Genomic DNA, 22,237 nt, shown 5'->3' with positions numbered 1-22,237 from the left:
GCTGATTTTGAGATAATGTACTTTAAACGTTGTACAATCCACATTTTAGTAATGACGTTACCAGGAAGATAAGTACATGGCTATCACACGAAGGATTCTTTTGAAGATGGTAGCACCATTAGCACTCTTAACTGGTGCTTATGGTGCCCACGCAGCAGAAACAGCATCCGGAAACGGTGTGGCACACCAAAGAAGAAACAAAAAAACTCTCCCTACGAAAGAAAACATTTTTAGCGAAGTCTACATCAATGACTTTGGAGGTGGAGTTGGTAAGCCACCATCTATCAATGCCAATGCTTTATCAAAGGCTAAAATAGCAGCGTCTGGAGGGCGGATTATCTTTCCAAACCCTGGTGTCTACGACTTCCCACTCAACACAGACCTTACCGGATTTATCATGAGCCCGGTAAGTGGAGTGGTGATAAGAGGACCTGCCTCAGCATATATGGTGCATGCACTTATCGTAACAGATAATGATTTTAGAGTTTATTTCGATGGTGGAGATCCAAGAAATTACTTCGTCGACATAAGGAAGAATTTTCACATAGGGAGTAAATGGGCAAATAAGTCTCTTTGGTTAAATGATGGTGACGTTATTGATTGCAGAGCAACTCCTGTCAATGCTGACTCAATTTTGATAAAACAATTTCAGATAGGAGTAAGTGATGATTTAACTACGGTTCTTCCTGCTGGTCGTTCTGTTAGTAGCCTCTATCTTACCCCTCCAGTAGGTGGAAATTGTCATATTGGGATTGTTCCGGTAAGGCCAGGATTGGAGTTAAAGGCAGCTGTTAATAACATTCCAAATAATGGAGGTGAAATTGCAGCCGGTATTTTGTTTTCTACAGGTTATGCAATTCTTCGAGGCGATCCTACTCTTGGTGATTGGCTATTAACAGTAAAATATAAAGATGAGCCGAGCATCGAGCGTAAAATATATCCTGATGGTGGAGGAACTGCCACATACTCAGCAAGCAATAATATCCTAACTGTTCGTTGTGTAAGTCCAGTGCGTGGTCAGATTTTAATAAATGGCGTTGTTGCGGTAGATTTGAAAATTACTTCCGGGACAATTCAATATGCTGGGATAGGTGCGATAAGCAATAAATTGGTTAGCAGTAGTAATTTTACAGGATGGTATACAAACAACTTTAAGATTGCCAAGTCCCCTCGCTCTTTTTCTATTGGCATGATTGGTGATAGCATTACTGATGGTGCAGTGCATGGCGCGTGGCCAGCGTGGTGTGCAGAAGCTCTTGATGGATCTCTAGGAATCAGAATAAATGGCATTGAGAACCGTGCTATTTCAGGTCAGACATTAATTAAGCAAATTGAAAATCTTGCTGGTAACCCATTTGTGGATGCTAATGTTGTCGTTATATTCATAGGCACTAATGACATTCAAGGAGGAAACGACTTGGGATCATTTTCATTAACCATGAATAAGGTTATTAATGATCTTCTTTTACAAGACAGAAGGATTGTAATTGTCATTCCACCAATGTGGTACTTAAAAGACGACAGAAAAAATTTGGCTTATGCACTAACAAATAACTCCAATAAAGGTGGTGATATTCGGGCAGAAATTGGAAGGGTTGCGGCAGATAATGGTCTGCAGTTAGTTGATATGACCTGTGTTACAGGACCAGTAAATCCTGATTATGTATCATCAGATTTTGCAGACTCTATGTTACGGGATAACTTACATCCAACCGCATATGCATATCGTATTTTTGGTTATGAAATTGCCAAGGCAATCGCTGCTGAAGTTTGCCCTGTTGTAGAAATCCCATCAGAATGGATACCAATAAACTCTTTCCCGGCTGGTGTAAAAGGTTCTTTGAAATTTAGATATGTGAGTGGAGGAGTTGAACTTTCTGGAGAGGTTAGTTGCGAAAAACCATTCAACGGCATAATAGCTTCTATACCTTCACATATATCACCATCTTCAATTAAGAGATATGTTCAATGGGGGAGTAGAGAACTAATTAGAACAGAAATAGATTCAGATGGGAATGTTAAGGTTGCAAATTATAGCAGTAATGTAATATCAATGGATAATATTTTCATCTAATATTACCACACGCAATGCCAAGATATTAGACATTGCGTGTGGGATAGGCTATTTGCTTTGGCTGGCTTTAATTGACACTTTACTTCCTATTCTTAATGATGAAAGCAAGTCACCAACAATAACCCGAGATGATTTTCTTATTGGCTTTTCGATTAAATAATAAACAGCCTGAGATGCTAAAAGTGATACTGATACATTAATCACCACGAATGTGGTAAAAGACATATTACTATATCCATATATATCAATCATTGCAGGTAAGTTAGTAACAACAAGCCAATGCGTAAGATAAAGACTGTAACTTGAGTCACCAAGGGTAACTAGAAGTTTATTTGCTTTTATGTTTACACGTTCAAGTGTGAGAGCTATAGCAACAACACAAAACGCTGCTCCTCCACAAAGTAATGGCCTGGCGAAAGAACCAAGATAAGTAACAACTGAGTTTATCTGATACAAACCTCCACATAGCGCGCAAACAGCAAGCAAAGGGACAATCATTTTTATGCTCAATTTATTAGATTTAAAAATTGAGTAAAGATAGACACCAAGAACAAACTCAATCATGAAAGGATGAAGAAAAATTGTCATTACACCGGGAGGCACTGATGATGAAAATGACGGAATGCCAGCGACTGCTACAAGAGCCATTAGAATGGAGAAGAACTTTAAAGGCTTAGATCCAAACAATAAACAAATTGAAAAAAGAACATAGAACCAGAATTCGTATATTAGTGTCCACCCAACTGAATATATTGGCCCCCTTGTCCAGTTGGTGAATGTCAGAGACTGAAATAGCCAATCAAAAGAAGTTTTAGCAAAATTGTAATTTTCGCTCAGATACCAAGGGCAAACTGTAAGGTTAGGAGGGCAGGATATGGACATAAAGGCAAGTATGTATGCCACAAAAATAAACATCCAATAAAGAGGGACGACTCTGAAAACCCTTTTAATAAAAAACTCAACAGAGTTTTGTATGTTGCTACCTTTCATTCCGTTTGAAACAAACGCCATGATAAATCCTGATATCGCAAAGAAGATATCAACACCAAAAGCTCCGATTGCAAAGAGATCCGGCTTAATTCCTATGCCTGAGTATCTACTGATTTGCAGGTGAGCAAAGACAACTGAGAAGGCAGCAAAAAATCTTAGTGCCTGGATGTTATAGATGGTTTCTCTCATTAGAACTATGATCCATTATACAATCCGCATCCTTTCAATGAGCATATTGATAACCCGAGAACTCAATACCCCGAGAGTAGCTCTTCGAGTAAAATCACTGTAGTTGATAGTGTGCGAAAATTCTGATTTTAAGTGTGGTAATTCTATTCGTGGCAAAAGATACGTCAACTGGTATTTAAAATACATTTAACTTATTGAATATTAAGTTGAAAAATCAAGTTGGCTATGATGTGGTAATTTGCCGCAAAGCGGCACACACAAGCTTTGCATCGGTTTGCAAGGCTTTGTGTTGCTTTCTTATGACACCTTTTCATCCAGCCAATCGGCCCACCACTGCATCATCTCGCGGCGCGTGTCGAGATAGGCGGCATGGTTATAAACAGATCTGGTACCACCGCTGACGTGTGCCAGCTGCGTTTCTATAGCATCACTGTTCCAGTGCTTCTCGTTCAGCACAGTACTAAACTGGTGCCTGAAACCGTGACCGCTTGTCTGTCCTTCATAGCCAATGCTACGAATCACACCAAGAACAGCGTTCTCGCTGATTGGCTTCTTCCTGTCGTTTCTGCCGGGGAAGCAAAGCGAATACTGACCGGTTATATGCTGCAATACTTTAAATAGCTCAACGACCTGATCTGACATAGGAACGATGTGAAGCTTCCTGCCTTTCATTACCGACGGGTCGATGCTGATAATCCTGTTCTCATAATCTATTCCTGACCATACCAGCGATCTCATCTCGACGGTTCTCATAGCTGTATAGTGCAATACCTGCGCGGCAATCTTCATTACTACCCAGCCACCGTACGCATTAAGAGCCCGCTGGAATTCATGTATGCGATGCATGGGAAGGAAAGGGTAGTTGTTCTTGCGATATCCTTTCATGGCCCCTGCAAGGTCTGGCGATGGATTGTATTTTGCTCGTCCGGTTACGATCGCATAACTGAAAACCTCACCGCATCTGCGCCTCGCTTTATCAGCTCGTTCCATTGCGCCTCTGTCCTCGAACAGCCTGATGACCTTCAGCAGAGTCATAGGCTCGACTTCCTCCATGCGTAAATGACCGATGATCGGCAGTATGTCATCCGTGAACATACTCATCATCTCGTCAGCATATCCTTTCGACCACACCTTTGATTTGTGAGCATGCCATTCTCGGAAAATGTCACCGAATGAATCGGCTACAGCTTCTTTCTCTTTCTTTTTAATGGCTTGCTTTTGTTCTGCCGGATCAACACCTGCCAGCAACTTCATTTTTGCTTCTGACTGTTTTGACCTGGCCTCTGTGAGAGATATTTGAGGATATGGTCCGATAACGAGTGTCTTTTCCTTCCCTTCGAATCGGTACCGCATACGCCACACCTTTTTCCCTGACGGGGGAACGAACAGGAATAGCCCTCCGGCATCTGCCAGGCGATATGATTTTTCCGCAGGCTTTGCTGCGTCTATTTGCTTTACCGTAAGCATGCGGGCATAAATCCATGGTCATTTTTCAGTGTGCCCACACTATGCCCGCAAAAGTTTGGCGTAGTCAATTCATGTTGAGTAATGCGCGGTAACGTCGAAATGTTTGTGTGACAGTGATATCAGGGATTTTGGTAATGAGAGGAAATGGCGGGTAACGAAGAAATGGTGTCCCCTGCAGGAATCGAACCTGCAACTAGCCCTTAGGAGGGGCTCGTTATATCCATTTAACTAAGGGGACGAGGCGGCACGAGTATAGCCTTATTTACACTTTGCGTTAAGCGCATCGCCGCCTGACTGCTCAAAGAGTCACCATTCAGGTCGATTTTTTTGTCGATTTATCATCATTTTCCCGTGCCTTAAGCTCAGCTTTGCGTTTGTTCGACATGTCGTTACGAATTTGGGCATGGCTTAAAAGCGCGAAGATAAACGTTCCGCCGCAAATGTTTCCTGCCAGCGTCGGAAGGGCAAACGGCCAGAAGAAATCGCTCCAGTGAAGCGTACCGTTAAAGACCAGATAGAGGATTTCAACGGTACCGACCACAATATGCGTGGTGTCCGCCAGCGCAATCAGCCAGGTCATCAATATGATCACCACAATTTTGGCGCTTCCCGCTGAAGGAAACATCCAGACCATTGTGGCGATAATCCAGCCTGAGATGATGGCGTTTGAGAACATCTCGACCGGCGTGTTTTTCATTACGTCCATGCCGATTTTCACAAACGCATCCCGGGTGGGTTCATCAAAGATCGGCATATATTCAAACGCCCATGCCGCGATGCCCGTGCCGATGATATTACCCAGCAGAACCACGCTCCAGAGCCGCATCAATAAACCGAAATTACCGAGTGTGGGGTTTTGCATCACCGGCAGAACGGCGGTCACCGTGTTCTCGGTAAACAGCTGCTGGCGGGCCATGATGACAATAATAAAGCCGAAGGTATAGCCGAGGTTTTCCAGTAAAAATCCACCGGGTACGCCTTCCAGCTGCACATGAAATATCCCTTTCGCAAGCAGAGATGCGCCCATTGAGAGTCCGGCAGCAATGGCTGACCAGAAGAGGGCCATCGCGTCGCGCTCCATCTCTTTTTCACCATCCTGGCGTATATGCTCGTGGATGGCCATTGCGCGGGAGGGGAGGCGATCTTCATCAATTTCTATCTTCTCGCCGCGCGCTTTCTCCTCGCTTTCAATTTCAAGCTCCTCAGTGCTCTCACCAATTTTTTCTTCGCCTACATCTTTCATATCTGCTCCCGGAGGTTGATCTTTCTGTTAAGCGTAGCGGCTTTTATCGGGATGCCTGTGGGGATGCTCTTAAATTGGCGGCAATGACAACAAAGGTGATACATCTCTTTCAAAGTCATTATAAAATTGCCAGCGAAACGAATTCCAAAAGCCAGGCTATGCTGAGATCAGAGTCACGGTGGTTACTGCCCGTAATTGTGCTCATAGACATCGGTAAACGTGCTGTTACAATCGCTTGCACGTTTACAGACGGAGCGTCAACGGCTCCGTTACGGATGGCAATCAACGATAGCCATACTGAACAGGGAGATATTTATGAAACTTCGGCTGTCGGCGCTTGCGCTTGGCGCGACGATGCTTGTGGGCTGCGCCAGCTCCGGTGAGCAAACGGGACGCTCCGATCCTCTCGAAGGATTTAACCGCTCAATGTATAGCTTCAACTACAACGTACTGGACCCGTATGTGGTTCGTCCGGTGGCAGTAGCATGGCGCGATTATGTTCCACAACCTGCGCGTAACGGGTTAAGTAACTTTACCAGCAACCTCGAAGAGCCTGCGGTAATGGTGAACTACTTCCTGCAGGGCGACCCGTATCAGGGGATGGTCCACTTTACCCGCTTCTTCCTGAACTCCATTCTGGGGATGGGTGGCTTTATTGATGTTGCAGGTATGGCTAACCAGAAACTGCAGCGTGAACAACCGCACCGTTTCGGCAGCACGATGGGACACTATGGCGTCGGGTATGGTCCGTACGTGCATTTACCGTTCTACGGTAGTTTCACCCTCCGTGATGATGGCGGCGATATGGTGGATACGCTGTATCCGGTTCTGTCGTGGCTGACCTGGCCGCTGTCGGTGGGTAAATGGACGGTGGAAGGGATTGAAACCCGCGCGCAACTGCTCGACTCCGATGGTCTGCTGCGCCAGTCTTCTGACCCGTACATTATGGTGCGTGAAGCGTACTTCCAGAATCATGACTTTATTGCCAACGGCGGCAAGCTGAAGCCGGAAGAGAATCCAAACGCGAAGGCGATCGAAAACGAACTAAAAGATATCGATTCGGAGTAAATAAAAAAGGTGAGCAATGCTCACCTTTTTTGATTCCAGCGCGATTAGAACGCGTAGTTGAAGTTCGTACCGAACAGCCAGGCTTTACCTTCAGAGGTAAACTCGTACGGACCTTCCTTGAACGTCACTTTCTGACCGTGCATATAAGATACGCCCGCATCGATGGATGCATTCTCGTTCAACGCATAGGTCGCGCCAGCACTTAACCAGAAGCGGTCCTGATCCGGAATGGAAATGGAACGTTTATCTGCCGGAACCGGGCTGTCGTCAAATGCGATACCGGAGCGGAAAGTCCAGTTCTTATCGTAGTAGTAGGTGGTACCCAACGCTATACGATAGGCGTCGTGGAAGCTTTCGTCCTTATAGAACAGCGTTTGACCATTGGTACCGGTCGCTTTCAGCTCCTGGAACTGACTCCAGCTGGTATAGGCCAGGCTATAGTGAATAGCCCACTGTGGCGCAACGCGGTTGTAACCGGAGACTTCCCACATTTCTGGCAAATGCAGTGACAGTGAACCTGGAACGGTCTGGTTGGACGTTCCCCAAGGAATGGTGGTGCCCGCACCTGGAACCAGATTGTTCACAGGCGTCAGGATACCGCTCTTGTAATCGCCGTCGAAGTCAATTTTCACTTCGGAACGATAGGTCAGGCCCCAACGGTTGTTTTTATCCAGCTCGTACAGGATACCGGCGTTCCAGCCATAGCCCCACTCATCACCTTCAAGACTGGCAATTTTATTGCTGTTTTTAGGCAGGCGAGCGGTCTGTTCCCCGGAATAACGTTCGATCTTCGCATCGGCGTAGACGGCATCAAAGCCCAGGCCAAAACTCCAGTTATCGTTCAGGCGATACGCACCGCTCAGGTTGAGGTTCAGCGTAGTAAGGTCTGTTTTACCGCCGTATTCACCAGCCGGGTAGTTGTTATTGAACTCGGTAGCCAGGCCGTAGTTAGACGTTACCGATGCACCCCAGCCAAACTGTTCGTTGATAGGTGCAACGAAGTGCAGGTTTGGGATCCATGCTGTTGGGGCAATATTGTCTGCTTTAAGGCTCGCACCCGTGTAAGGCGACTTACCAGAAACGTTGACATCAGGATCGATATAAACCGCACCGGCAGAAAAAGTCGGACGATCGAACATCATGATCAACGCGGGGTTACGACTCGCGTTACCCGCATCATCAGCGATAGCGCCTTCCCCGGAATACGCACGGCCAAGGCCAGAGGAAGAAAATTCGTTTAACTGAAAGCCCGCTGACCAGGCGGAAGTGGAGACGAGTGCCACTGCGACTGCCAGCGCAGTCTTGTTGAACAGGGTTTTCTGGCTCATGACCATAACCTCATTGAGTTATTTTTATTCAATAATTGTTACATACCGTAACAGGAGCGCGAAGTGTAGGGTCTGAGGTATGACAGACAAATCAGACCAGTGGCCAGAGTATAGGTCTGACCAGCCGGAATGTTGCAAGTTTGTTTATTAATATTTTCAAACATGTTTCGTGAAACGAGATCTGGTTGGCAAAATTGTGACCATCACGACTCACCCAAAAGGGTGGTTTTTGTTTTAGATCATTTTTTAGTGTGATATTGGTCACTTCTCCGATTTTGCGCCATTAACGGCTGGAGAGCGCCCGCGCCGGGGCGTAAAATATCAGCATCGTGTCTATCTCGCGCGCTGCGCGAATACAGAGGAAATTGAGCTATGAGTAAATGCAGTGCTGATGAAACCCCGGTTTGCTGCTGTATGGATGTTGGGACCATCATGGACAACACCGATTGCACCGCCTCTTACAGCCGTGTATTCACCAACCGTGCCGAAGCGGAAGAGACCCTGACTGCGCTGAGCAAGCGTGCGCGTGACGTTGAATCCGATCCGTGTGAAATCAAGTCTACCTTTACCGAAGTGGAAGGCGGCGTGAAGCTGGACATCGACTTTATCTTCGCCTGCGAAGCAGAAACGCTGATTTTCCAGCTGGGCCTGCGTTAATCTCTGCGGCCTGATGCCCTCACCCCCAGCCCTCTCCCACGGGAGAGGGTGCAAACACTAAAAACGGTAACCTGTGGGTTACCGTTTTGCTTTTTCCTTGCGCACCCGGCAACAAACCGCACAAATGCCTCTGCCATGCAGGGGCATTTTCTTTTTCTTCTCTGTGTTTTAGCTCGCACTTTTTCGTTTCCCCGATTGGCTGAATGTAAAAAAATGGTTAAGACTATTATCAGGTCAGACCACTTTATGTTTGCGAAAATTTTTTACAGGGGAGTGTTATGAGTCAGGCATTACCGCTTATTACCCGTCAGGGCGATCGCATTGCCATAGTCAGTGGATTGCGCACGCCATTTGCGCGTCAGGCAACGGCGTTTCATGGCATACCGGCCGTCGACCTGGGGAAAATGGTAGTGGGGGAGATGCTGGCTCGCAGCGAAATTCCGCCTGAGGTCATCGAACAGCTGGTATTCGGTCAGGTCGTGCAGATGCCTGAAGCCCCCAATATTGCGCGTGAAATCGTCCTCGGTACCGGGATGAACGTGCATACCGATGCCTACAGCGTCAGCCGCGCCTGCGCAACCAGCTTTCAGGCTGTGGCTAACGTCGCTGAAAGCCTGATGGCGGGCACTATTCGCGCCGGGATTGCGGGTGGAGCGGACTCCTCTTCGGTGCTGCCAATTGGGGTCAGTAAAAAGCTGGCGCGCATCCTGGTGGATGCCAATAAAGCCCGCACGACGGGTCAGAAACTCAAACTCTTCTCGCGTTTACGCCTGCGCGATCTCATGCCTGTACCACCTGCCGTCGCGGAATACTCCACCGGCCTGCGCATGGGCGATACCGCCGAGCAGATGGCAAAAACGTACGGCATTACGCGTGAACAGCAGGATGCCCTGGCGCATCGTTCACATCAGCTTGCGGCAAAAGCCTGGTCGGAAGGCAAGCTGGCCGACGAGGTCATGACCGCCTATATTCCCCCCTACCGTGAACCGCTTGCGGAAGATAACAATATTCGCGGCACCTCAACGCTGGCGGATTACGCCAAACTGCGCCCGGCGTTTGACCGCAAACACGGCACGGTGACGGCGGCGAACAGTACGCCGCTGACGGATGGTGCCGCCGCCGTGATCCTGATGACCGAATCCCGCGCGAAGGAGCTGGGCATCACTCCCCTGGGCTATCTACGCAGCTATGCCTTCACCGCAATTGATGTCTGGCAGGACATGCTGTTAGGTCCGGCGTGGTCCACGCCGCTGGCGCTGGAGCGTGCGGGGCTGACGCTGGCTGATTTAACCCTGATCGATATGCACGAAGCGTTTGCCGCGCAAACCCTGGCAAACGTACAGCTGCTGGCAAGCGAGCGTTTCGCGCGCGATGTGCTGGGCCGCGCCCATGCCACAGGCGAAGTGGATCAAAGTAAATTCAACGTGCTGGGCGGCTCTATCGCCTACGGTCATCCATTTGCCGCCACAGGGGCGAGGATGATCACGCAAACTTTACATGAACTCCGTCGCCGTGGCGGCGGGTTTGGCCTCGTTACCGCCTGTGCGGCGGGTGGCCTTGGCGCAGCAATGGTTCTGGAGGCTGAATAATGGATATGCCATCTGCATTTAATCTGACGGTTCGCCTCGATAACGTGGCCGTTATCACGATCGATGTGCCTGATGAAAAGATGAATACCCTGAAGGCCGAATTTGGTGTTCAGGTGCGCGCGATGCTAAAGCAGATCCGCGACAACAAAGCGATTCGTGGTCTGGTCTTTATCTCTGCCAAGCCGGATAACTTTATCGCCGGCGCGGATATCAACATGATCGCCCGGGCGCAAAGCGCTCTGGAAGCCGAAGAGCTTGCGCGTCAGGGCCAGCAGGTCATGGCGGAGATCAACGGTCTGCCGATCCCGGTCATTGCCGCGATCCACGGTGCCTGTCTGGGCGGCGGGCTTGAGCTGGCGCTGGCCTGTCACAGCCGGATTTGCACCGACGATGCGAAAACGATTCTGGGTCTGCCGGAAGTGCAGCTGGGCCTGCTGCCTGGCTCCGGCGGAACGCAACGGCTGCCGCGCCTGGTGGGCGTAAGCACGGCGCTGGAGATGATCTTAACCGGTAAACAGCTGCGTGCCCGCCAGGCGCTGAAAGCCGGTCTGGTCGATGACGTCGTGCCGCAGTCCATTTTGCTGGAGGCCGCCGTTGAGCTTGCGCTGAAAGGGCGTCAGGCAAAACGTCCTCTGCCGGTACGTGAGCGCGTGCTGGCCGGCCCGCTGGGAAGAACGCTCCTGTTCAACATGGTGGGCAAAAAGACCGAACAAAAAACCAAAGGCAATTACCCGGCGGCAAAGCGGATCCTCGAAGTGATCGAGACCGGGCTGTCGCAGGGAAGCAGCAGCGGCTATGCCGCGGAGGCCAAAGCCTTTGGCGAACTGGCGATGACGCCGCAGTCGCAGGCGCTGCGCAGCATCTTCTTCGCCAGCACGGAAGTGAAAAAAGATCCGGGCAGCGAGGCGCAGCCCGCTCCGCTGCGTGCGATTGGCGTACTGGGTGGGGGGCTCATGGGTGGCGGAATTTCTTTTGTTACCGCCAGCAAAGGCAAATTGCCTGTACGAATCAAAGACATTAATCCTAAGGGGATCAATCACGCGCTACAGTACAGCTGGCAGAACCTTGATCAAAAGGTCAAGCGCCGCCATATCAAGGCAAGCGAGCGCGACAAAACCCTGGCGATGATCTCCGGTACGACGGATTACAGCGGTTTTGCTCACCGCGATCTGGTGATTGAAGCCGTGTTTGAAGATCTGGCGCTTAAGCAGCAGATGGTGGCAGACGTTGAGCAACATTGCGCCCCGCATACCATTTTTGCCTCCAATACGTCGTCATTGCCGATTGGCGATATCGCGGCGAAAGCCGCGCGTCCTGAGCAGGTGATTGGGCTGCACTTCTTTAGCCCGGTTGAAAAAATGCCGCTGGTGGAAGTTATTCCGCACGCGACTACCAGTCCGCAAACTGTTGCCACCGTGGTGAAGCTGGCGAAAAAACAGGGCAAAACCCCGATTGTGGTAGCGGACAAAGCTGGCTTCTACGTCAACCGCATTCTGGCTCCCTACATTAATGAAGCAATGCGGTTGCTGACGGAAGGGGAGAAGATTGAGCACGTCGACGAGGCGCTGGTAAAGTTTGGTTTCCCCGTTGGCCCAATCCAACTTTTGGATGAGGTGGGAATAGACACCGGCACTAAAATTATACCAGTGCTGGAAGCTGCATATGGCGATCGTTTTAGCCCACCTGCAAACATTGTTTCTGCGATTTTGAAGGACGATCGCAAAGGCAGAAAAAATGAACGCGGTTTCTATCTTTACGGCGCGAAAGGGCGTAAAAGCAGGAAACAGGTCGACCCTTCGGTATATGGACTCATTTCGACCACAGGTCAGGGAAAACTGTCCGCCGTTCAGTGCGCTGAGCGCTGCGTGATGATGATGCTCAATGAAGCGGCGCGCTGCTTTGATGAGCAGGTGATTAAGAGTGCACGCGATGGTGACATCGGCGCGGTATTTGGCATTGGTTTCCCGCCGTTCCTTGGCGGCCCGTTCCGTTACATGGATACGCTCGGCGCGGGTGAAGTGGTTGCTATCCTGCAACGTCTGGCTTCGCAATATGGTCCACGGTTTACGCCGTGTGACGAATTATTGCAGATGGCGGAACGCGGCCAGACATTTTGGCCTGCAAGGGAAACTGTCCTCGTAAGCTGAGGTCAAAGAAGGGTAAATCCTGAAGTGAATGGACCTGTTCTGGCGATTTTGTAAACAGAGATTGACTATACTTACGCCATTGAGGTAAAAAACAGCGTTTCATTCACCGAATGGATCAGGCACAATGCCCGGCCATCGGGTTTTCTACCTCTTAGCATTTATCGCGGGTAGTTAACGCCGGTGATTCTGGTTAACAAAAGCGGTGCAATATGCAAGTTTTTATCATGCGTCACGGCGACGCGGCACTCGATGCCGCCAGTGACTCAGTACGTCCTTTGACCGTCTGTGGCTGCGACGAATCTCGTCTGATGGCGACCTGGCTTAACGGTCAAAAAGTGGACATCGAACGCGTTCTGGTGAGTCCGTTCCTGCGTGCAGAACAGACGCTGGATGTGGTAGGGGAGTGTATGAACCTGCCGACCAGTGTAGATGTTCTCCCTGAACTCACCCCGTGTGGCGATGTAGGCCTTGTCAGCGCTTATCTTCAGGCGCTGTGCAATGAAGGTGTCGCTTCCGCGCTGGTCATTTCCCACCTGCCACTGGTTGGCTATCTGGTATCTGAGCTGTGCCCGGGCGAAACCCCGCCGATGTTCACGACATCCGCCATTGCCAATGTTTCTCTCGACGAAACGGGCAAAGGTGTCTTCAACTGGCAAATGAGTCCGTGCAACCTGAAGATGGCAAAAGCTATCTGACGTGACGTGCGATATGGCGGGGTGCAATGTGCTTCCCGCCATTCTGTCAGGGCAACTCTGGCGGCTGCCACTCTTCCACTTCAATCAACACCAGCAACGCGGCATCTCCGCCGTACTCTTTCGGTGCCTGATGAAAAGCCATGACGTGTGGGTGCTGAGCCAGCCACAGCGGCGTCTGTTGCTTGAGGATATGTTTACCGTGGCCGTGCATCACGCAGGCGCAAAAAACATGTTCACGGCGACAGGCGGCGATCAACGCCCCCAGCTCTTGTTTCGCCTGCATCTGCGTTAAACCGTGCAGATCGAGAAACAGCTCCGGCGAATAATCCCCGCGGCGTAATTTTTTCAGCTCAAAATGGCTGACGTCTTCGCGTACGTACTTCACAGCCCCTTGCGTGTTGAGCAGCGGCTGAAATTCATCTGAAAAATAGTGGCTGTTATCGGCCTGCTCCTGCAGAAGACGCTTGACCGGTACTTCGCTGATTTTTTTACGCAGCGGGCGATGGACGATGGTGTCCTGCGTGATTTTACGCGTCCCGGTCATCAGCTGACGGAAGAGCGCCTGATCCTCCTCGCTGAGCGATGTTTTCTTTTTCATTCGTCATTCTCATCTCGTATTTCCGACAGTGTACCCGACTAAATGCATTTTTTAACCTCAAGCGAGACGCGTCATTGCTGATTTATCGCCGTCTTCATGGCAAACTAGCCGCCGAAAATTATGCGAGCATGCCCTGGAGGAAAGAGTGGATAAAATATTTGTCGATGAAGCAGTAAACGAGCTGCATACCATACAGGACATGTTGCGCTGGTCGGTTAGCCGCTTCAGCGCCGCTAATATCTGGTACGGTCACGGTACCGATAACCCGTGGGATGAAGCCGTGCAGCTGGTGCTGCCGTCTCTCTACCTGCCGCTGGATATTCCGGAAGACATGCGCACCGCGCGCCTGACTTCCAGCGAAAAACACCGCATCGTTGAGCGCGTGATCCGCCGCGTGAACGAGCGCATTCCGGTCGCCTATCTGACCAACAAAGCCTGGTTCTGCGGCCACGAGTTCTATGTCGATGAACGCGTGCTGGTGCCGCGCTCGCCGATTGGCGAGCTGATCAACAACCACTTTGACGGTCTGATTGGCCATCAGCCGCAGCACATTCTCGATATGTGTACCGGCAGCGGCTGCATCGCGATTGCCTGCGCGTACGCCTTCCCGGAAGCGGAAGTGGACGCCGTCGATATCTCCACCGACGCGCTGGCCGTGACCGAGCACAACATCGAAGAGCATGGGCTCATCCATCACGTTACGCCAATTCGCTCTGACCTGTTCCGCGATCTGCCGACGCTGCAGTACGATCTGATCGTCACCAACCCGCCGTACGTCGATGCTGAAGACATGTCCGATCTGCCGAACGAATACCGTCACGAGCCGGAGCTGGGTCTGGCGTCAGGCTCTGATGGCCTGAAGCTGACCCGCCGCATTCTGGCCTGCGCGCCGGATTACCTGACCGACGACGGCGTTCTGATTTGTGAAGTGGGCAACAGCATGGTACATCTGATAGAGCAGTACCCGGATGTGCCGTTCACCTGGCTTGAGTTCGACAACGGCGGTGACGGCGTCTTTATGCTGACTAAAGCGCAGCTGCTCGACGCGCGCGAACACTTCAGCATCTATAAAGATTAATCCAGCGGGCTTCGGCCCGTTTCACAACGCTCAAACACAAACTACAACATCGGAGCCGTGATGGCAGGAAACAGTATTGGACAGGTATTCCGCGTGACCACCTTTGGCGAGTCGCACGGGCTGGCGCTGGGCTGTATCGTTGATGGCGTACCGCCAGGCATCGAACTGACCGAAGCCGATTTACAGCACGACCTCGACCGTCGTCGCCCGGGCACCTCTCGCTACACCACGCAGCGTCGCGAGCCGGACCAGGTCAAAATTCTCTCCGGCGTCTTTGAAGGGCGCACTACCGGGACCAGCATTGGCCTGCTGATCGAAAACACCGATCAGCGCTCCCAGGACTACGGCGCCATCAAAGACGTCTTCCGTCCGGGCCACGCCGACTACACCTACGAACAAAAGTACGGCTTCCGCGACTATCGCGGCGGCGGACGTTCTTCCGCGCGTGAAACCGCGATGCGCGTGGCGGCAGGGGCGATTGCTAAGAAATACCTGCAGCAGAAATTTGGCATCGTTATCCGCGGCTGTCTGACCCAGATGGGCGACATTCCGCTGGCGATCAAAGACTGGGATCAGGTTGAACAAAACCCGTTCTTCTGCGCCGATGCCGACAAGCTTGAGGCGCTGGACGAACTGATGCGTGGCCTGAAAAAAGAGGGCGACTCCATTGGCGCGAAAGTGACCGTGGTAGCAGACGGCGTCCCGGCTGGCTGGGGCGAGCCGGTATTCGACCGTCTCGACGCCGACATTGCCCACGCGCTGATGAGCATCAACGCGGTGAAGGGCGTAGAGATTGGCGACGGCTTTGACGTGGTTCAGCTTCGCGGCAGCCAAAACCGCGATGAGATTACGAAAGCGGGCTTCCAGAGCAACCATGCGGGCGGCATCCTGGGCGGTATCAGCAGCGGGCAGCAGATTGTTGCCAACATCGCGCTGAAGCCAACTTCCAGCATCACCGTGCCGGGCCACACGATTAACCGCGATGGCGAAGAAGTTGAGATGATCACCAAAGGACGTCACGATCCGTGCGTGGGGATCCGCGCGGTGCCGATCGCAGAAGCGATGCTGGCGATCGTGCTGATGGATCACTTCCTGCGCCAGCGCGCGCAGAATGCGGATGTGACGACCACCATTCCACGCTGGTAAACATGAAAAAAACCGCAATTGCTCTGCTGGCGCTGCTTGCCAGTGGAGCCAGTCTGGCCGCGACGCCATGGCAAAAAATCACCCACCCGGTGGCGGGGAGCGCGCAGTCCATTGGCGCCTTTTCCAACGGCTGTATCGTCGGTGCCCAGGAGCTTCCTCTCCAGTCTGATACCTATCAGGTGATGCGCACCGATCAGCGACGTTATTTCGGCCACCCGGATCTGGTGCTGTTCATCCAGCGTCTGGGAAACCAGGTGCATAACCTTGGGCTGGGCACGATGCTGATTGGCGATATGGGGATGCCTGCCGGCGGGCGTTTTAACGGTGGACACGCCAGCCACCAGACCGGACTGGATGTCGATATCTTCCTGCAGCTGCCGAAAACGCGCTGGACCTCCGCCCAACTGCTGAAACCGCAGGCGCTGGATCTGGTGGCGAGCGACGGTAAGCGCGTTGTGCCGTCCCTGTGGACGCGGGACGTATCCAGCATGATCAAGCTGGCGGCAGAAGATAACGACGTCACGCGGATTTTCGTTAACCCGGCCATCAAGCAGCAGCTCTGCCTGGATGCCGGAACCGATCGCGACTGGCTGCGCAAAGTGCGCCCGTGGTTCCAGCATCGTGCGCATATGCACGTTCGTCTGCGCTGCCCGGCGAATAGCCTGGAATGTGAAGATCAGCCGCTACCACCGCCAGGCGATGGCTGCGGTGCGGAACTGCAAAGCTGGTTTGAACCGGCAAAACCTGGAACCTCTAAGCCTGAGAAGAAGACACCGCCTCCGTTGCCGCCTTCCTGCCAGGCGCTACTGGATGAGCATGTACTTTAATGGATAATTTCGTCGATCTGTTTATGGTGTCGCCGCTGCTGCTGGTGGTGCTGTTCTTTGTGGCCATGCTGGCCGGTTTTATCGACGCGCTCGCGGGCGGCGGCGGGTTGTTAACCGTGCCCGCGCTGCTGGCGGCGGGCATGAGTCCGGCGCAGGCGCTTGCCACCAACAAGCTGCAGGCCTGCGGCGGTTCGCTCTCGGCGTCGCTCTATTTTATCCGCCGCAAGGTGGTGAGCCTTGCCGATCAGAAGCTCAATATCCTGATGACCTTTATCGGCTCCACGTCGGGCGCGCTGCTGGTTCAGCACGTGCAGTCCGATATTTTGCGCCAGATTCTGCCGATTCTGGTCATCTGCATCGGGCTTTACTTCCTGCTGATGCCAAAGCTCGGTGAAGAAGACCGCCAGCGTCGCCTGTACGGCCTGCCGTTTGCCCTGATTGCCGGGGGCAGCGTGGGTTTTTACGACGGTTTCTTCGGGCCGGGGGCGGGTTCATTTTATGCGCTGGCGTTCGTGACGCTGGCCGGGTTTAACCTCGCCAAATCCACCGCCCATGCCAAAGTGCTCAACGCGACCTCAAACGTCGGCGGCCTGCTGCTGTTTATCATCGGCGGCAAGGTTATCTGGGCAACCGGATTTGTGATGATGGCAGGGCAGTTCCTGGGCGCGCGCGCGGGCTCGCGTCTGGTATTAAGCAAAGGACAAAAACTTATTCGCCCGATGATCGTCATCGTCTCGGCCGTAATGAGCGCCAAACTTCTTTATGACAGCCATGGACAGGAGATCCTCACCTGGTTGGGGATGCACTAATGAACAGTACGCATAAATACGAACAGCTGATTGAGATTTTCGACGGCTGTTTTGCTGACGATTTTAATACCCGTCTGATTAAAGGCGACGACGAACCGATCTATCTTCCTGCTGATGCGGAGGTTCCGTATAACCGCATCGTCTTTGCCCACGGCTTTTATGCCAGCGGCTTGCACGAGATTTCGCACTGGTGCATTGCGGGGAAAGCGCGGCGCGAGCTGGTGGACTTCGGTTACTGGTACTGCCCGGACGGACGTGATGCCGCCACTCAGGGCCAGTTTGAAGATGTGGAAGTGAAGCCGCAGGCGCTGGAATGGCTATTCTGCGTCGCGGCGGGTTTCCCGTTCAACGTCAGCTGTGACAACCTCGAAGGCGACTTCGAGCCAGACCGTATCGTCTTCCAGCGCCGCGTTCACGCGCAGGTGATGGAATATCTTGAGAAAGGCATCCCGGAACGTCCGGCACGCCTGATCGAGGCCTTACAGAATTATTACCACACGCCGGTTATCACGGCGGAATGCTTCCCTTGGCCGGAAGATCTTTAACAGAGGAAAGAAGATGATCGCAGAATTTGAATCACGCATTCTGGCGTTAATTGATGACATGGTGGAACACGCCAGTGATGATGAGCTGTTCGCCAGCGGTTATCTGCGTGGTCACCTGACGCTCGCGGTAGCCGAGCTGGAAGCGGGAGACGATCACTCTGCCGACGCCGTTCACGCTGAAGTCACTCGCAGCCTGGAAAAAGCCATTCTGGCCGGGGAGCTCTCGCCGCGCGACCAGTCTCTGGTGTTAGGCATGTGGGACACTTTGTTCCAGCAGGCGAAAGCGAAGTAAGTGTTTCACCTCCCTCTCCCTGTGGGAGAGGGACGGGGTGAGGGCACCAGACCGCACCCTACTTAACCTTCTTCCCCTTCAGCAGTTTCCGTACCCACAATCGATTCGGATTCAGCCCCGCAAGCGTAACCCTGTCCAGCGGAATCGGCTCGCCGCTCATTTGCGCGGCTAACACTTCCGCCAGCAGCGGCGCGGAACAGAGCCCGCGAGACCCTAATCCACCCAGCATAAACAGCTCCGGATACACCGGCGAGGTCACCGCCGTTTCCTTGCGTTCAGCAAGATCCTGATAGGCCTCAAGCGTCGCGTCGTAGTCCGCCACATTTCCCGCCATCGGCAAATGGTCGCGAGTGGCGCAGCGCACGCCGCAGCGCGCGTCACCCTCGCTGACGTCAACCTCTCTCGCCCACGCCGCATCCGGGAAACAGTCAATCAGGCGCTGGCGGTTCTGGGCCTGATCCGCTTCGCTGTAGCGCATATCCGCTTCGCCACGATGGTAGCTGGCCCCGATGCAGTGGTGGCCGTTAGACGGATTTTGCGGCGTCAGATAGCCGTCATAGCACAGCACCTGACGCAGTTTGCTCAGTTCGGGCGCGGAAGGAATATGGCTTACCTGGCCGCCGACCGGATAAACCGGCAATGATTCTGTCTGGATAAACTGGCTGATGTGATGCCCGTTTGCCAGCACAACGCTGGCATGACTCGCCTCTTTGCCATCGGCAAAACGCAGATTCCAGCGTTCTGTCCGGCTCAACGATTCAACCTTGTGAGCATAATGCGCCGTCAGCCCGCGCGACTGCACCAGGGCAATGACCGCCGCGGTCAGTTCAGCCGGGCACAGCCAGCCGCCGAGCGGATACTGAATGCCCCCACACCCGGTTTCCACGCCAGCGGTGTCTGCCACCTCTTGCGCACTTACCGCGCGTGCAATCTCGTCAGGCAGGCCCAGTGACAGCATCTGCGTGATTTTTTGCTGGCTCTTTTCATCCCAGCCGAGCTGCGTCACGCCGCACCAGTCATGATCGAACGCCACCGGCAGGGCGTCATACAGGCGACGAGCGAAGGTAAACGCCGCCGGGAAAAACCGGAACAGGGCCGGGTCGTGCGCGCTTAAAAGCGGATAGAGCGCACCCTGGCGGTTGCCGGATGCGCCGCTTGCTGGCGCGTCGTCAGCACAGTAGAGCGTGACCTGCCAGCCACGGTGGAGAAGCGCGAGAGACAGCAGAGCGCTGGCGATCCCCCCGCCGACTATCGCCACCTCACGGGATGCGCTGGCGCCGCGTGCAAACCAGGGGGCACTTGCGGGGATATCCAGCGTCTGCTCCATTCTGCCGACCAGCATGTCGCGTTTGCGGCCAAAACCTTTGGTTTTCTGCATGGTAAAGCCCGCCTCCTGCAGCCCGCGGCGGACAAAGCCTGCCGAGGTGAAGGTGGCAAGCGTTGCGCCCGGGCGCGCCAGCCGCGCCATCGCGCTAAACAGATGCTGGCTCCACATGTCCGGGTTTTTGGCGGGGGCAAAGCCGTCAAGGAACCACGCGTCCACCGTCTGATTCATCGAATCATCGAGCGTATCGGTCAGGTCATTGATGTCGCCAAGCCATAAATCCAGCGTCACGCGTCCGCCGTCCAGAATCAGACGGTGGCAGCCGCCGATGTGGGGTGGCCACTGCGCCTGAAGCTGCTCCGTCCAGGCAGCAAGCTCTGGCCAGCGCTGATGAGCGAGCCGCAGATCGTGCGCGGTGAGCGGGAATTTTTCAAAACTGATGAAATGTAATCTTTGTAGCGTAGCCTCAGGGTGGGCAGCGTGAAACTGGTCAAACGCCTGCCAAAGGGTCAGAAAATTGAGCCCGGTACCGAATCCGCTTTCCGCGACCACAAACAGGCTCCGCGGATGCTCCGGGAAGCGGGTGCTGAGCTGGTTTCCGTCGAGGAAAACATAGCGAGTTTCTTCGAGTCCGTTATCATTAGAAAAATAGACGTCATCAAAATCTCGGGAAACAGGTGTACCCTCAGCGTTGAATTCGAGGTTGGCGGGTTGTATAGCGTTTTGTTTCACGTAAGTTACTCGTCTGACAGGCAGTGGCACGATCTTAACGATGTGAGTCCATCGGTGCAAATTTCCGCAGAAAATGTCTGATCGGACTTGTTCGGCGTACAAGTGTACGCTATTGTGCGACTCGAAACTTACTATAGTGCGACTTACAGAGGTATTGAATGAAACGTGCAGTGATTACTGGCCTGGGCATTGTTTCCAGCATCGGTAATAACCAGCAGGAAGTCCTGGCATCTCTGCGTGAAGGACGCTCCGGGATCACTTTCTCTGAAGAGTTTAAAGATTCAGGTATGCGTAGCCACGTATGGGGTAACGTCAAACTGGACACCACCGGTTTGATTGACCGCAAAGTGGTTCGTTTCATGAACGATGCCTCTATTTATGCTTATCTCTCCATGCAGGAAGCGATCAAAGATTCCGGCCTGAGCGAAGAGGTTTATCAGAACAACCCGCGCGTGGGTCTGATCGCCGGTTCCGGCGGCTCATCAAAAGCGCAGGTATTCGGCGCTGACGCAATGCGTAGCCCGCGTGGTCTGAAAGCAGTAGGTCCGTACGTGGTAACAAAAGCCATGGGCTCTGCGGTTTCCGCTTGCCTGGCGACCCCATTCAAAATCCACGGTGTGAACTACTCCATCAGCTCCGCGTGTGCGACTTCCGCGCACTGCATCGGTAATGCTGTTGAGCAGATCCAGCTGGGTAAACAGGACATCGTATTTGCTGGCGGCGGCGAAGAGCTGGGCTGGGAAATGGCCTGTGAATTCGACGCGATGGGCGCACTGTCCACCAAGTACAATGAAACTCCGGATAAAGCCTCCCGTACCTATGATGCGCACCGTGACGGTTTCGTTATCGCGGGCGGCGGCGGTATGGTTGTGGTTGAAGAGCTGGAGCATGCCCTGGCACGTGGCGCGCGCATCTACGCTGAAATCGTGGGCTACGGTGCAACGTCTGACGGCGCCGACATGGTTGCGCCATCCGGCGAAGGCGCGGTGCGCTGCATGAAGATGGCGATGCACGGCGTTGACACCCCAATCGACTACCTGAACTCCCACGGTACCTCTACTCCGGTAGGCGACGTGAAAGAGCTGGGTGCGATCCGTGAAGTCTTCGGCGACAACAGCCCGGCAATCTCCGCGACCAAAGCCATGACCGGTCACTCTCTGGGGGCGGCTGGCGTGCAGGAAGCGATCTACTCTCTGCTGATGCTGGAAAACGGCTTTATCGCGCCAAGCATCAACATCGATGAGATGGACGAGCAGGCTGCTGGCCTGAACATCGTGACCAAACCAATGGACGCGACGCTGACCACCGTCATGTCAAACAGCTTCGGCTTCGGTGGCACCAACGCCACGCTGGTTATGCGTAAGCTGAAAGCATAAGTTTTACGTTTGATTCCGGAAGGGAGCCATAAGGCTCCCTTTTTTTATGCATTGACAAGCGGC

General features: G+C 52.9%; 19 protein-coding genes and 1 tRNA gene. 13 read left to right on the top strand and 7 right to left on the bottom strand.

What is annotated here, in order from left to right:
* Positions 1-76: 76 nt before the first annotated feature.
* Positions 77-2,074: an SGNH/GDSL hydrolase family protein gene (locus tag LBF07_RS04465; protein WP_206461956.1), complete on the top strand. Its 1,998-nt coding sequence runs from the start codon at positions 77-79 to the stop codon at positions 2,072-2,074.
* Between the two features lie 48 nt (positions 2,075-2,122).
* Here LBF07_RS04465 and LBF07_RS04460 read toward each other — a convergent pair whose 3' ends face one another.
* The 4 genes from LBF07_RS04460 to LBF07_RS04445 form a co-directional block, all read right to left on the bottom strand.
* Positions 2,123-3,253 (bottom strand): acyltransferase, encoded by a 1,131-nt coding sequence (locus LBF07_RS04460; RefSeq protein ID WP_206461957.1) that lies wholly within the window; start codon positions 3,251-3,253, stop codon positions 2,123-2,125.
* Between the two features lie 297 nt (positions 3,254-3,550).
* The gene (locus tag LBF07_RS04455) at positions 3,551-4,720 is read right to left on the bottom strand and encodes a tyrosine-type recombinase/integrase (protein WP_094934253.1); all 1,170 of its coding nucleotides are present in this window, start codon (positions 4,718-4,720) and stop codon (positions 3,551-3,553) included.
* A gap of 163 nt (positions 4,721-4,883) precedes the next feature.
* Positions 4,884-4,958 (bottom strand) — tRNA-Arg (locus tag LBF07_RS04450).
* Positions 4,959-5,033: 75 nt separating this feature from the next.
* Positions 5,034-5,963, bottom strand: coding sequence for a formate/nitrite transporter family protein (locus LBF07_RS04445; protein ID WP_029740160.1), 930 nt, complete (start codon positions 5,961-5,963; stop codon positions 5,034-5,036).
* Positions 5,964-6,278: 315 nt separating this feature from the next.
* On the opposite strand from LBF07_RS04445, the gene mlaA reads away from it, so the two are divergent.
* The gene (mlaA, locus tag LBF07_RS04440) at positions 6,279-7,031 is read left to right on the top strand and encodes a phospholipid-binding lipoprotein MlaA (protein WP_023312585.1); all 753 of its coding nucleotides are present in this window, start codon (positions 6,279-6,281) and stop codon (positions 7,029-7,031) included.
* 44 nt (positions 7,032-7,075) lie between these two features.
* On the opposite strand, the gene fadL is transcribed toward mlaA, so the two are convergent.
* A complete protein-coding gene (gene fadL, locus LBF07_RS04435) occupies positions 7,076-8,359 on the bottom strand; it encodes a long-chain fatty acid transporter FadL (RefSeq protein ID WP_064672903.1) in 1,284 nt (427 codons plus the stop codon).
* A 372-nt stretch (positions 8,360-8,731) separates the two neighbouring features.
* On the opposite strand from fadL, the gene LBF07_RS04430 reads away from it, so the two are divergent.
* The 4 genes from LBF07_RS04430 (at position 8,732) to sixA (ending at position 13,447) form a co-directional block, all read left to right on the top strand.
* On the top strand, positions 8,732-9,016 hold the full coding sequence (locus LBF07_RS04430) for a YfcZ/YiiS family protein (RefSeq protein WP_045888684.1): 285 nt from the start codon (positions 8,732-8,734) through the stop codon (positions 9,014-9,016).
* Between the two features lie 278 nt (positions 9,017-9,294).
* Positions 9,295-10,605 (top strand): acetyl-CoA C-acyltransferase FadI, encoded by a 1,311-nt coding sequence (gene fadI / locus LBF07_RS04425; protein WP_087823068.1) that lies wholly within the window; start codon positions 9,295-9,297, stop codon positions 10,603-10,605.
* Positions 10,605-12,752 carry a fatty acid oxidation complex subunit alpha FadJ gene (gene fadJ, locus LBF07_RS04420; protein ID WP_094934252.1) on the top strand — a complete coding sequence of 716 codons (2,148 nt, stop codon included), beginning with the start codon at positions 10,605-10,607 and terminating at the stop codon, positions 12,750-12,752. Before fadI ends, fadJ begins: the two co-directional genes overlap by 1 nt.
* 209 nt (positions 12,753-12,961) lie before the next feature.
* Complete coding sequence (sixA, locus tag LBF07_RS04415; RefSeq protein ID WP_032659231.1) at positions 12,962-13,447, top strand: phosphohistidine phosphatase SixA; 486 nt, start codon at positions 12,962-12,964, stop codon at positions 13,445-13,447.
* A gap of 46 nt (positions 13,448-13,493) precedes the next feature.
* Here sixA and smrB read toward each other — a convergent pair whose 3' ends face one another.
* Positions 13,494-14,045: an endonuclease SmrB gene (smrB, locus tag LBF07_RS04410; RefSeq protein WP_033146105.1), complete on the bottom strand. Its 552-nt coding sequence runs from the start codon at positions 14,043-14,045 to the stop codon at positions 13,494-13,496.
* Positions 14,046-14,190: 145 nt separating this feature from the next.
* Between smrB and prmB the strand changes: the two genes are divergently transcribed.
* From prmB to LBF07_RS04380, 6 genes are read left to right on the top strand one after another with little or no spacing between them, the layout of a single operon-like run.
* On the top strand, positions 14,191-15,123 hold the full coding sequence (gene prmB, locus LBF07_RS04405; protein WP_039023972.1) for a 50S ribosomal protein L3 N(5)-glutamine methyltransferase: 933 nt from the start codon (positions 14,191-14,193) through the stop codon (positions 15,121-15,123).
* A gap of 60 nt (positions 15,124-15,183) precedes the next feature.
* Complete coding sequence (gene aroC / locus LBF07_RS04400) at positions 15,184-16,269, top strand: chorismate synthase (RefSeq protein WP_045888688.1); 1,086 nt, start codon at positions 15,184-15,186, stop codon at positions 16,267-16,269.
* Between the two features lie 2 nt (positions 16,270-16,271).
* Positions 16,272-17,096 (top strand): penicillin-insensitive murein endopeptidase, encoded by an 825-nt coding sequence (mepA, locus tag LBF07_RS04395; protein ID WP_024908935.1) that lies wholly within the window; start codon positions 16,272-16,274, stop codon positions 17,094-17,096.
* Entirely contained in the window at positions 17,096-17,905 is an 810-nt protein-coding gene (locus LBF07_RS04390; RefSeq protein ID WP_038417370.1) for a sulfite exporter TauE/SafE family protein, read from the top strand. The genes mepA and LBF07_RS04390 overlap by 1 nt, the downstream gene beginning before the upstream one ends.
* Positions 17,905-18,450 carry an elongation factor P hydroxylase gene (locus tag LBF07_RS04385; protein ID WP_033146101.1) on the top strand — a complete coding sequence of 182 codons (546 nt, stop codon included), beginning with the start codon at positions 17,905-17,907 and terminating at the stop codon, positions 18,448-18,450. Before LBF07_RS04390 ends, LBF07_RS04385 begins: the two co-directional genes overlap by 1 nt.
* A gap of 13 nt (positions 18,451-18,463) precedes the next feature.
* Entirely contained in the window at positions 18,464-18,742 is a 279-nt protein-coding gene (locus LBF07_RS04380; RefSeq protein WP_029740204.1) for a YfcL family protein, read from the top strand.
* 58 nt (positions 18,743-18,800) lie between these two features.
* On the opposite strand, the gene mnmC is transcribed toward LBF07_RS04380, so the two are convergent.
* Positions 18,801-20,798 carry a bifunctional tRNA (5-methylaminomethyl-2-thiouridine)(34)-methyltransferase MnmD/FAD-dependent 5-carboxymethylaminomethyl-2-thiouridine(34) oxidoreductase MnmC gene (gene mnmC, locus LBF07_RS04375; RefSeq protein WP_094934251.1) on the bottom strand — a complete coding sequence of 666 codons (1,998 nt, stop codon included), beginning with the start codon at positions 20,796-20,798 and terminating at the stop codon, positions 18,801-18,803.
* Positions 20,799-20,956: 158 nt separating this feature from the next.
* Here mnmC and fabB point away from each other — a divergent pair, with 158 nt between their 5' ends.
* A complete protein-coding gene (fabB, locus tag LBF07_RS04370) occupies positions 20,957-22,174 on the top strand; it encodes a beta-ketoacyl-ACP synthase I (protein WP_094934250.1) in 1,218 nt (405 codons plus the stop codon).
* Positions 22,175-22,237 lie beyond the last annotated feature (63 nt).

Source organism: Enterobacter cloacae complex sp. ECL352, from assembly GCF_020149545.1.
GTDB classification, from domain to species: Bacteria; Pseudomonadota; Gammaproteobacteria; order Enterobacterales; family Enterobacteriaceae; genus Enterobacter; species Enterobacter asburiae_B.
Note: the sequence above shows the minus strand (reverse complement) of the source record. Positions and strands in the feature narration are given on the sequence as shown.

Bases quoted from the DNA above. Each gene is read 5' to 3' on its own strand.
- LBF07_RS04465 (WP_206461956.1), top strand. From the start codon at position 77: ATGGCTATCACACGAAGGATTCTTTTGAAGATGGTAGCACCATTAGCA.
- LBF07_RS04460 (WP_206461957.1), bottom strand. From the start codon at position 3,253: ATGAGAGAAACCATCTATAACATCCAGGCACTAAGATTTTTTGCTGCC.
- LBF07_RS04455 (WP_094934253.1), bottom strand. From the start codon at position 4,720: ATGCTTACGGTAAAGCAAATAGACGCAGCAAAGCCTGCGGAAAAATCA.
- LBF07_RS04445 (WP_029740160.1), bottom strand. From the start codon at position 5,963: ATGAAAGATGTAGGCGAAGAAAAAATTGGTGAGAGCACTGAGGAGCTT.
- mlaA (WP_023312585.1), top strand. From the start codon at position 6,279: ATGAAACTTCGGCTGTCGGCGCTTGCGCTTGGCGCGACGATGCTTGTG.
- fadL (WP_064672903.1), bottom strand. From the start codon at position 8,359: ATGAGCCAGAAAACCCTGTTCAACAAGACTGCGCTGGCAGTCGCAGTG.
- LBF07_RS04430 (WP_045888684.1), top strand. From the start codon at position 8,732: ATGAGTAAATGCAGTGCTGATGAAACCCCGGTTTGCTGCTGTATGGAT.
- fadI (WP_087823068.1), top strand. From the start codon at position 9,295: ATGAGTCAGGCATTACCGCTTATTACCCGTCAGGGCGATCGCATTGCC.
- fadJ (WP_094934252.1), top strand. From the start codon at position 10,605: ATGGATATGCCATCTGCATTTAATCTGACGGTTCGCCTCGATAACGTG.
- sixA (WP_032659231.1), top strand. From the start codon at position 12,962: ATGCAAGTTTTTATCATGCGTCACGGCGACGCGGCACTCGATGCCGCC.
- smrB (WP_033146105.1), bottom strand. From the start codon at position 14,045: ATGAAAAAGAAAACATCGCTCAGCGAGGAGGATCAGGCGCTCTTCCGT.
- aroC (WP_045888688.1), top strand. From the start codon at position 15,184: ATGGCAGGAAACAGTATTGGACAGGTATTCCGCGTGACCACCTTTGGC.
- mepA (WP_024908935.1), top strand. From the start codon at position 16,272: ATGAAAAAAACCGCAATTGCTCTGCTGGCGCTGCTTGCCAGTGGAGCC.
- LBF07_RS04390 (WP_038417370.1), top strand. From the start codon at position 17,096: ATGGATAATTTCGTCGATCTGTTTATGGTGTCGCCGCTGCTGCTGGTG.
- LBF07_RS04385 (WP_033146101.1), top strand. From the start codon at position 17,905: ATGAACAGTACGCATAAATACGAACAGCTGATTGAGATTTTCGACGGC.
- LBF07_RS04380 (WP_029740204.1), top strand. From the start codon at position 18,464: ATGATCGCAGAATTTGAATCACGCATTCTGGCGTTAATTGATGACATG.
- fabB (WP_094934250.1), top strand. From the start codon at position 20,957: ATGAAACGTGCAGTGATTACTGGCCTGGGCATTGTTTCCAGCATCGGT.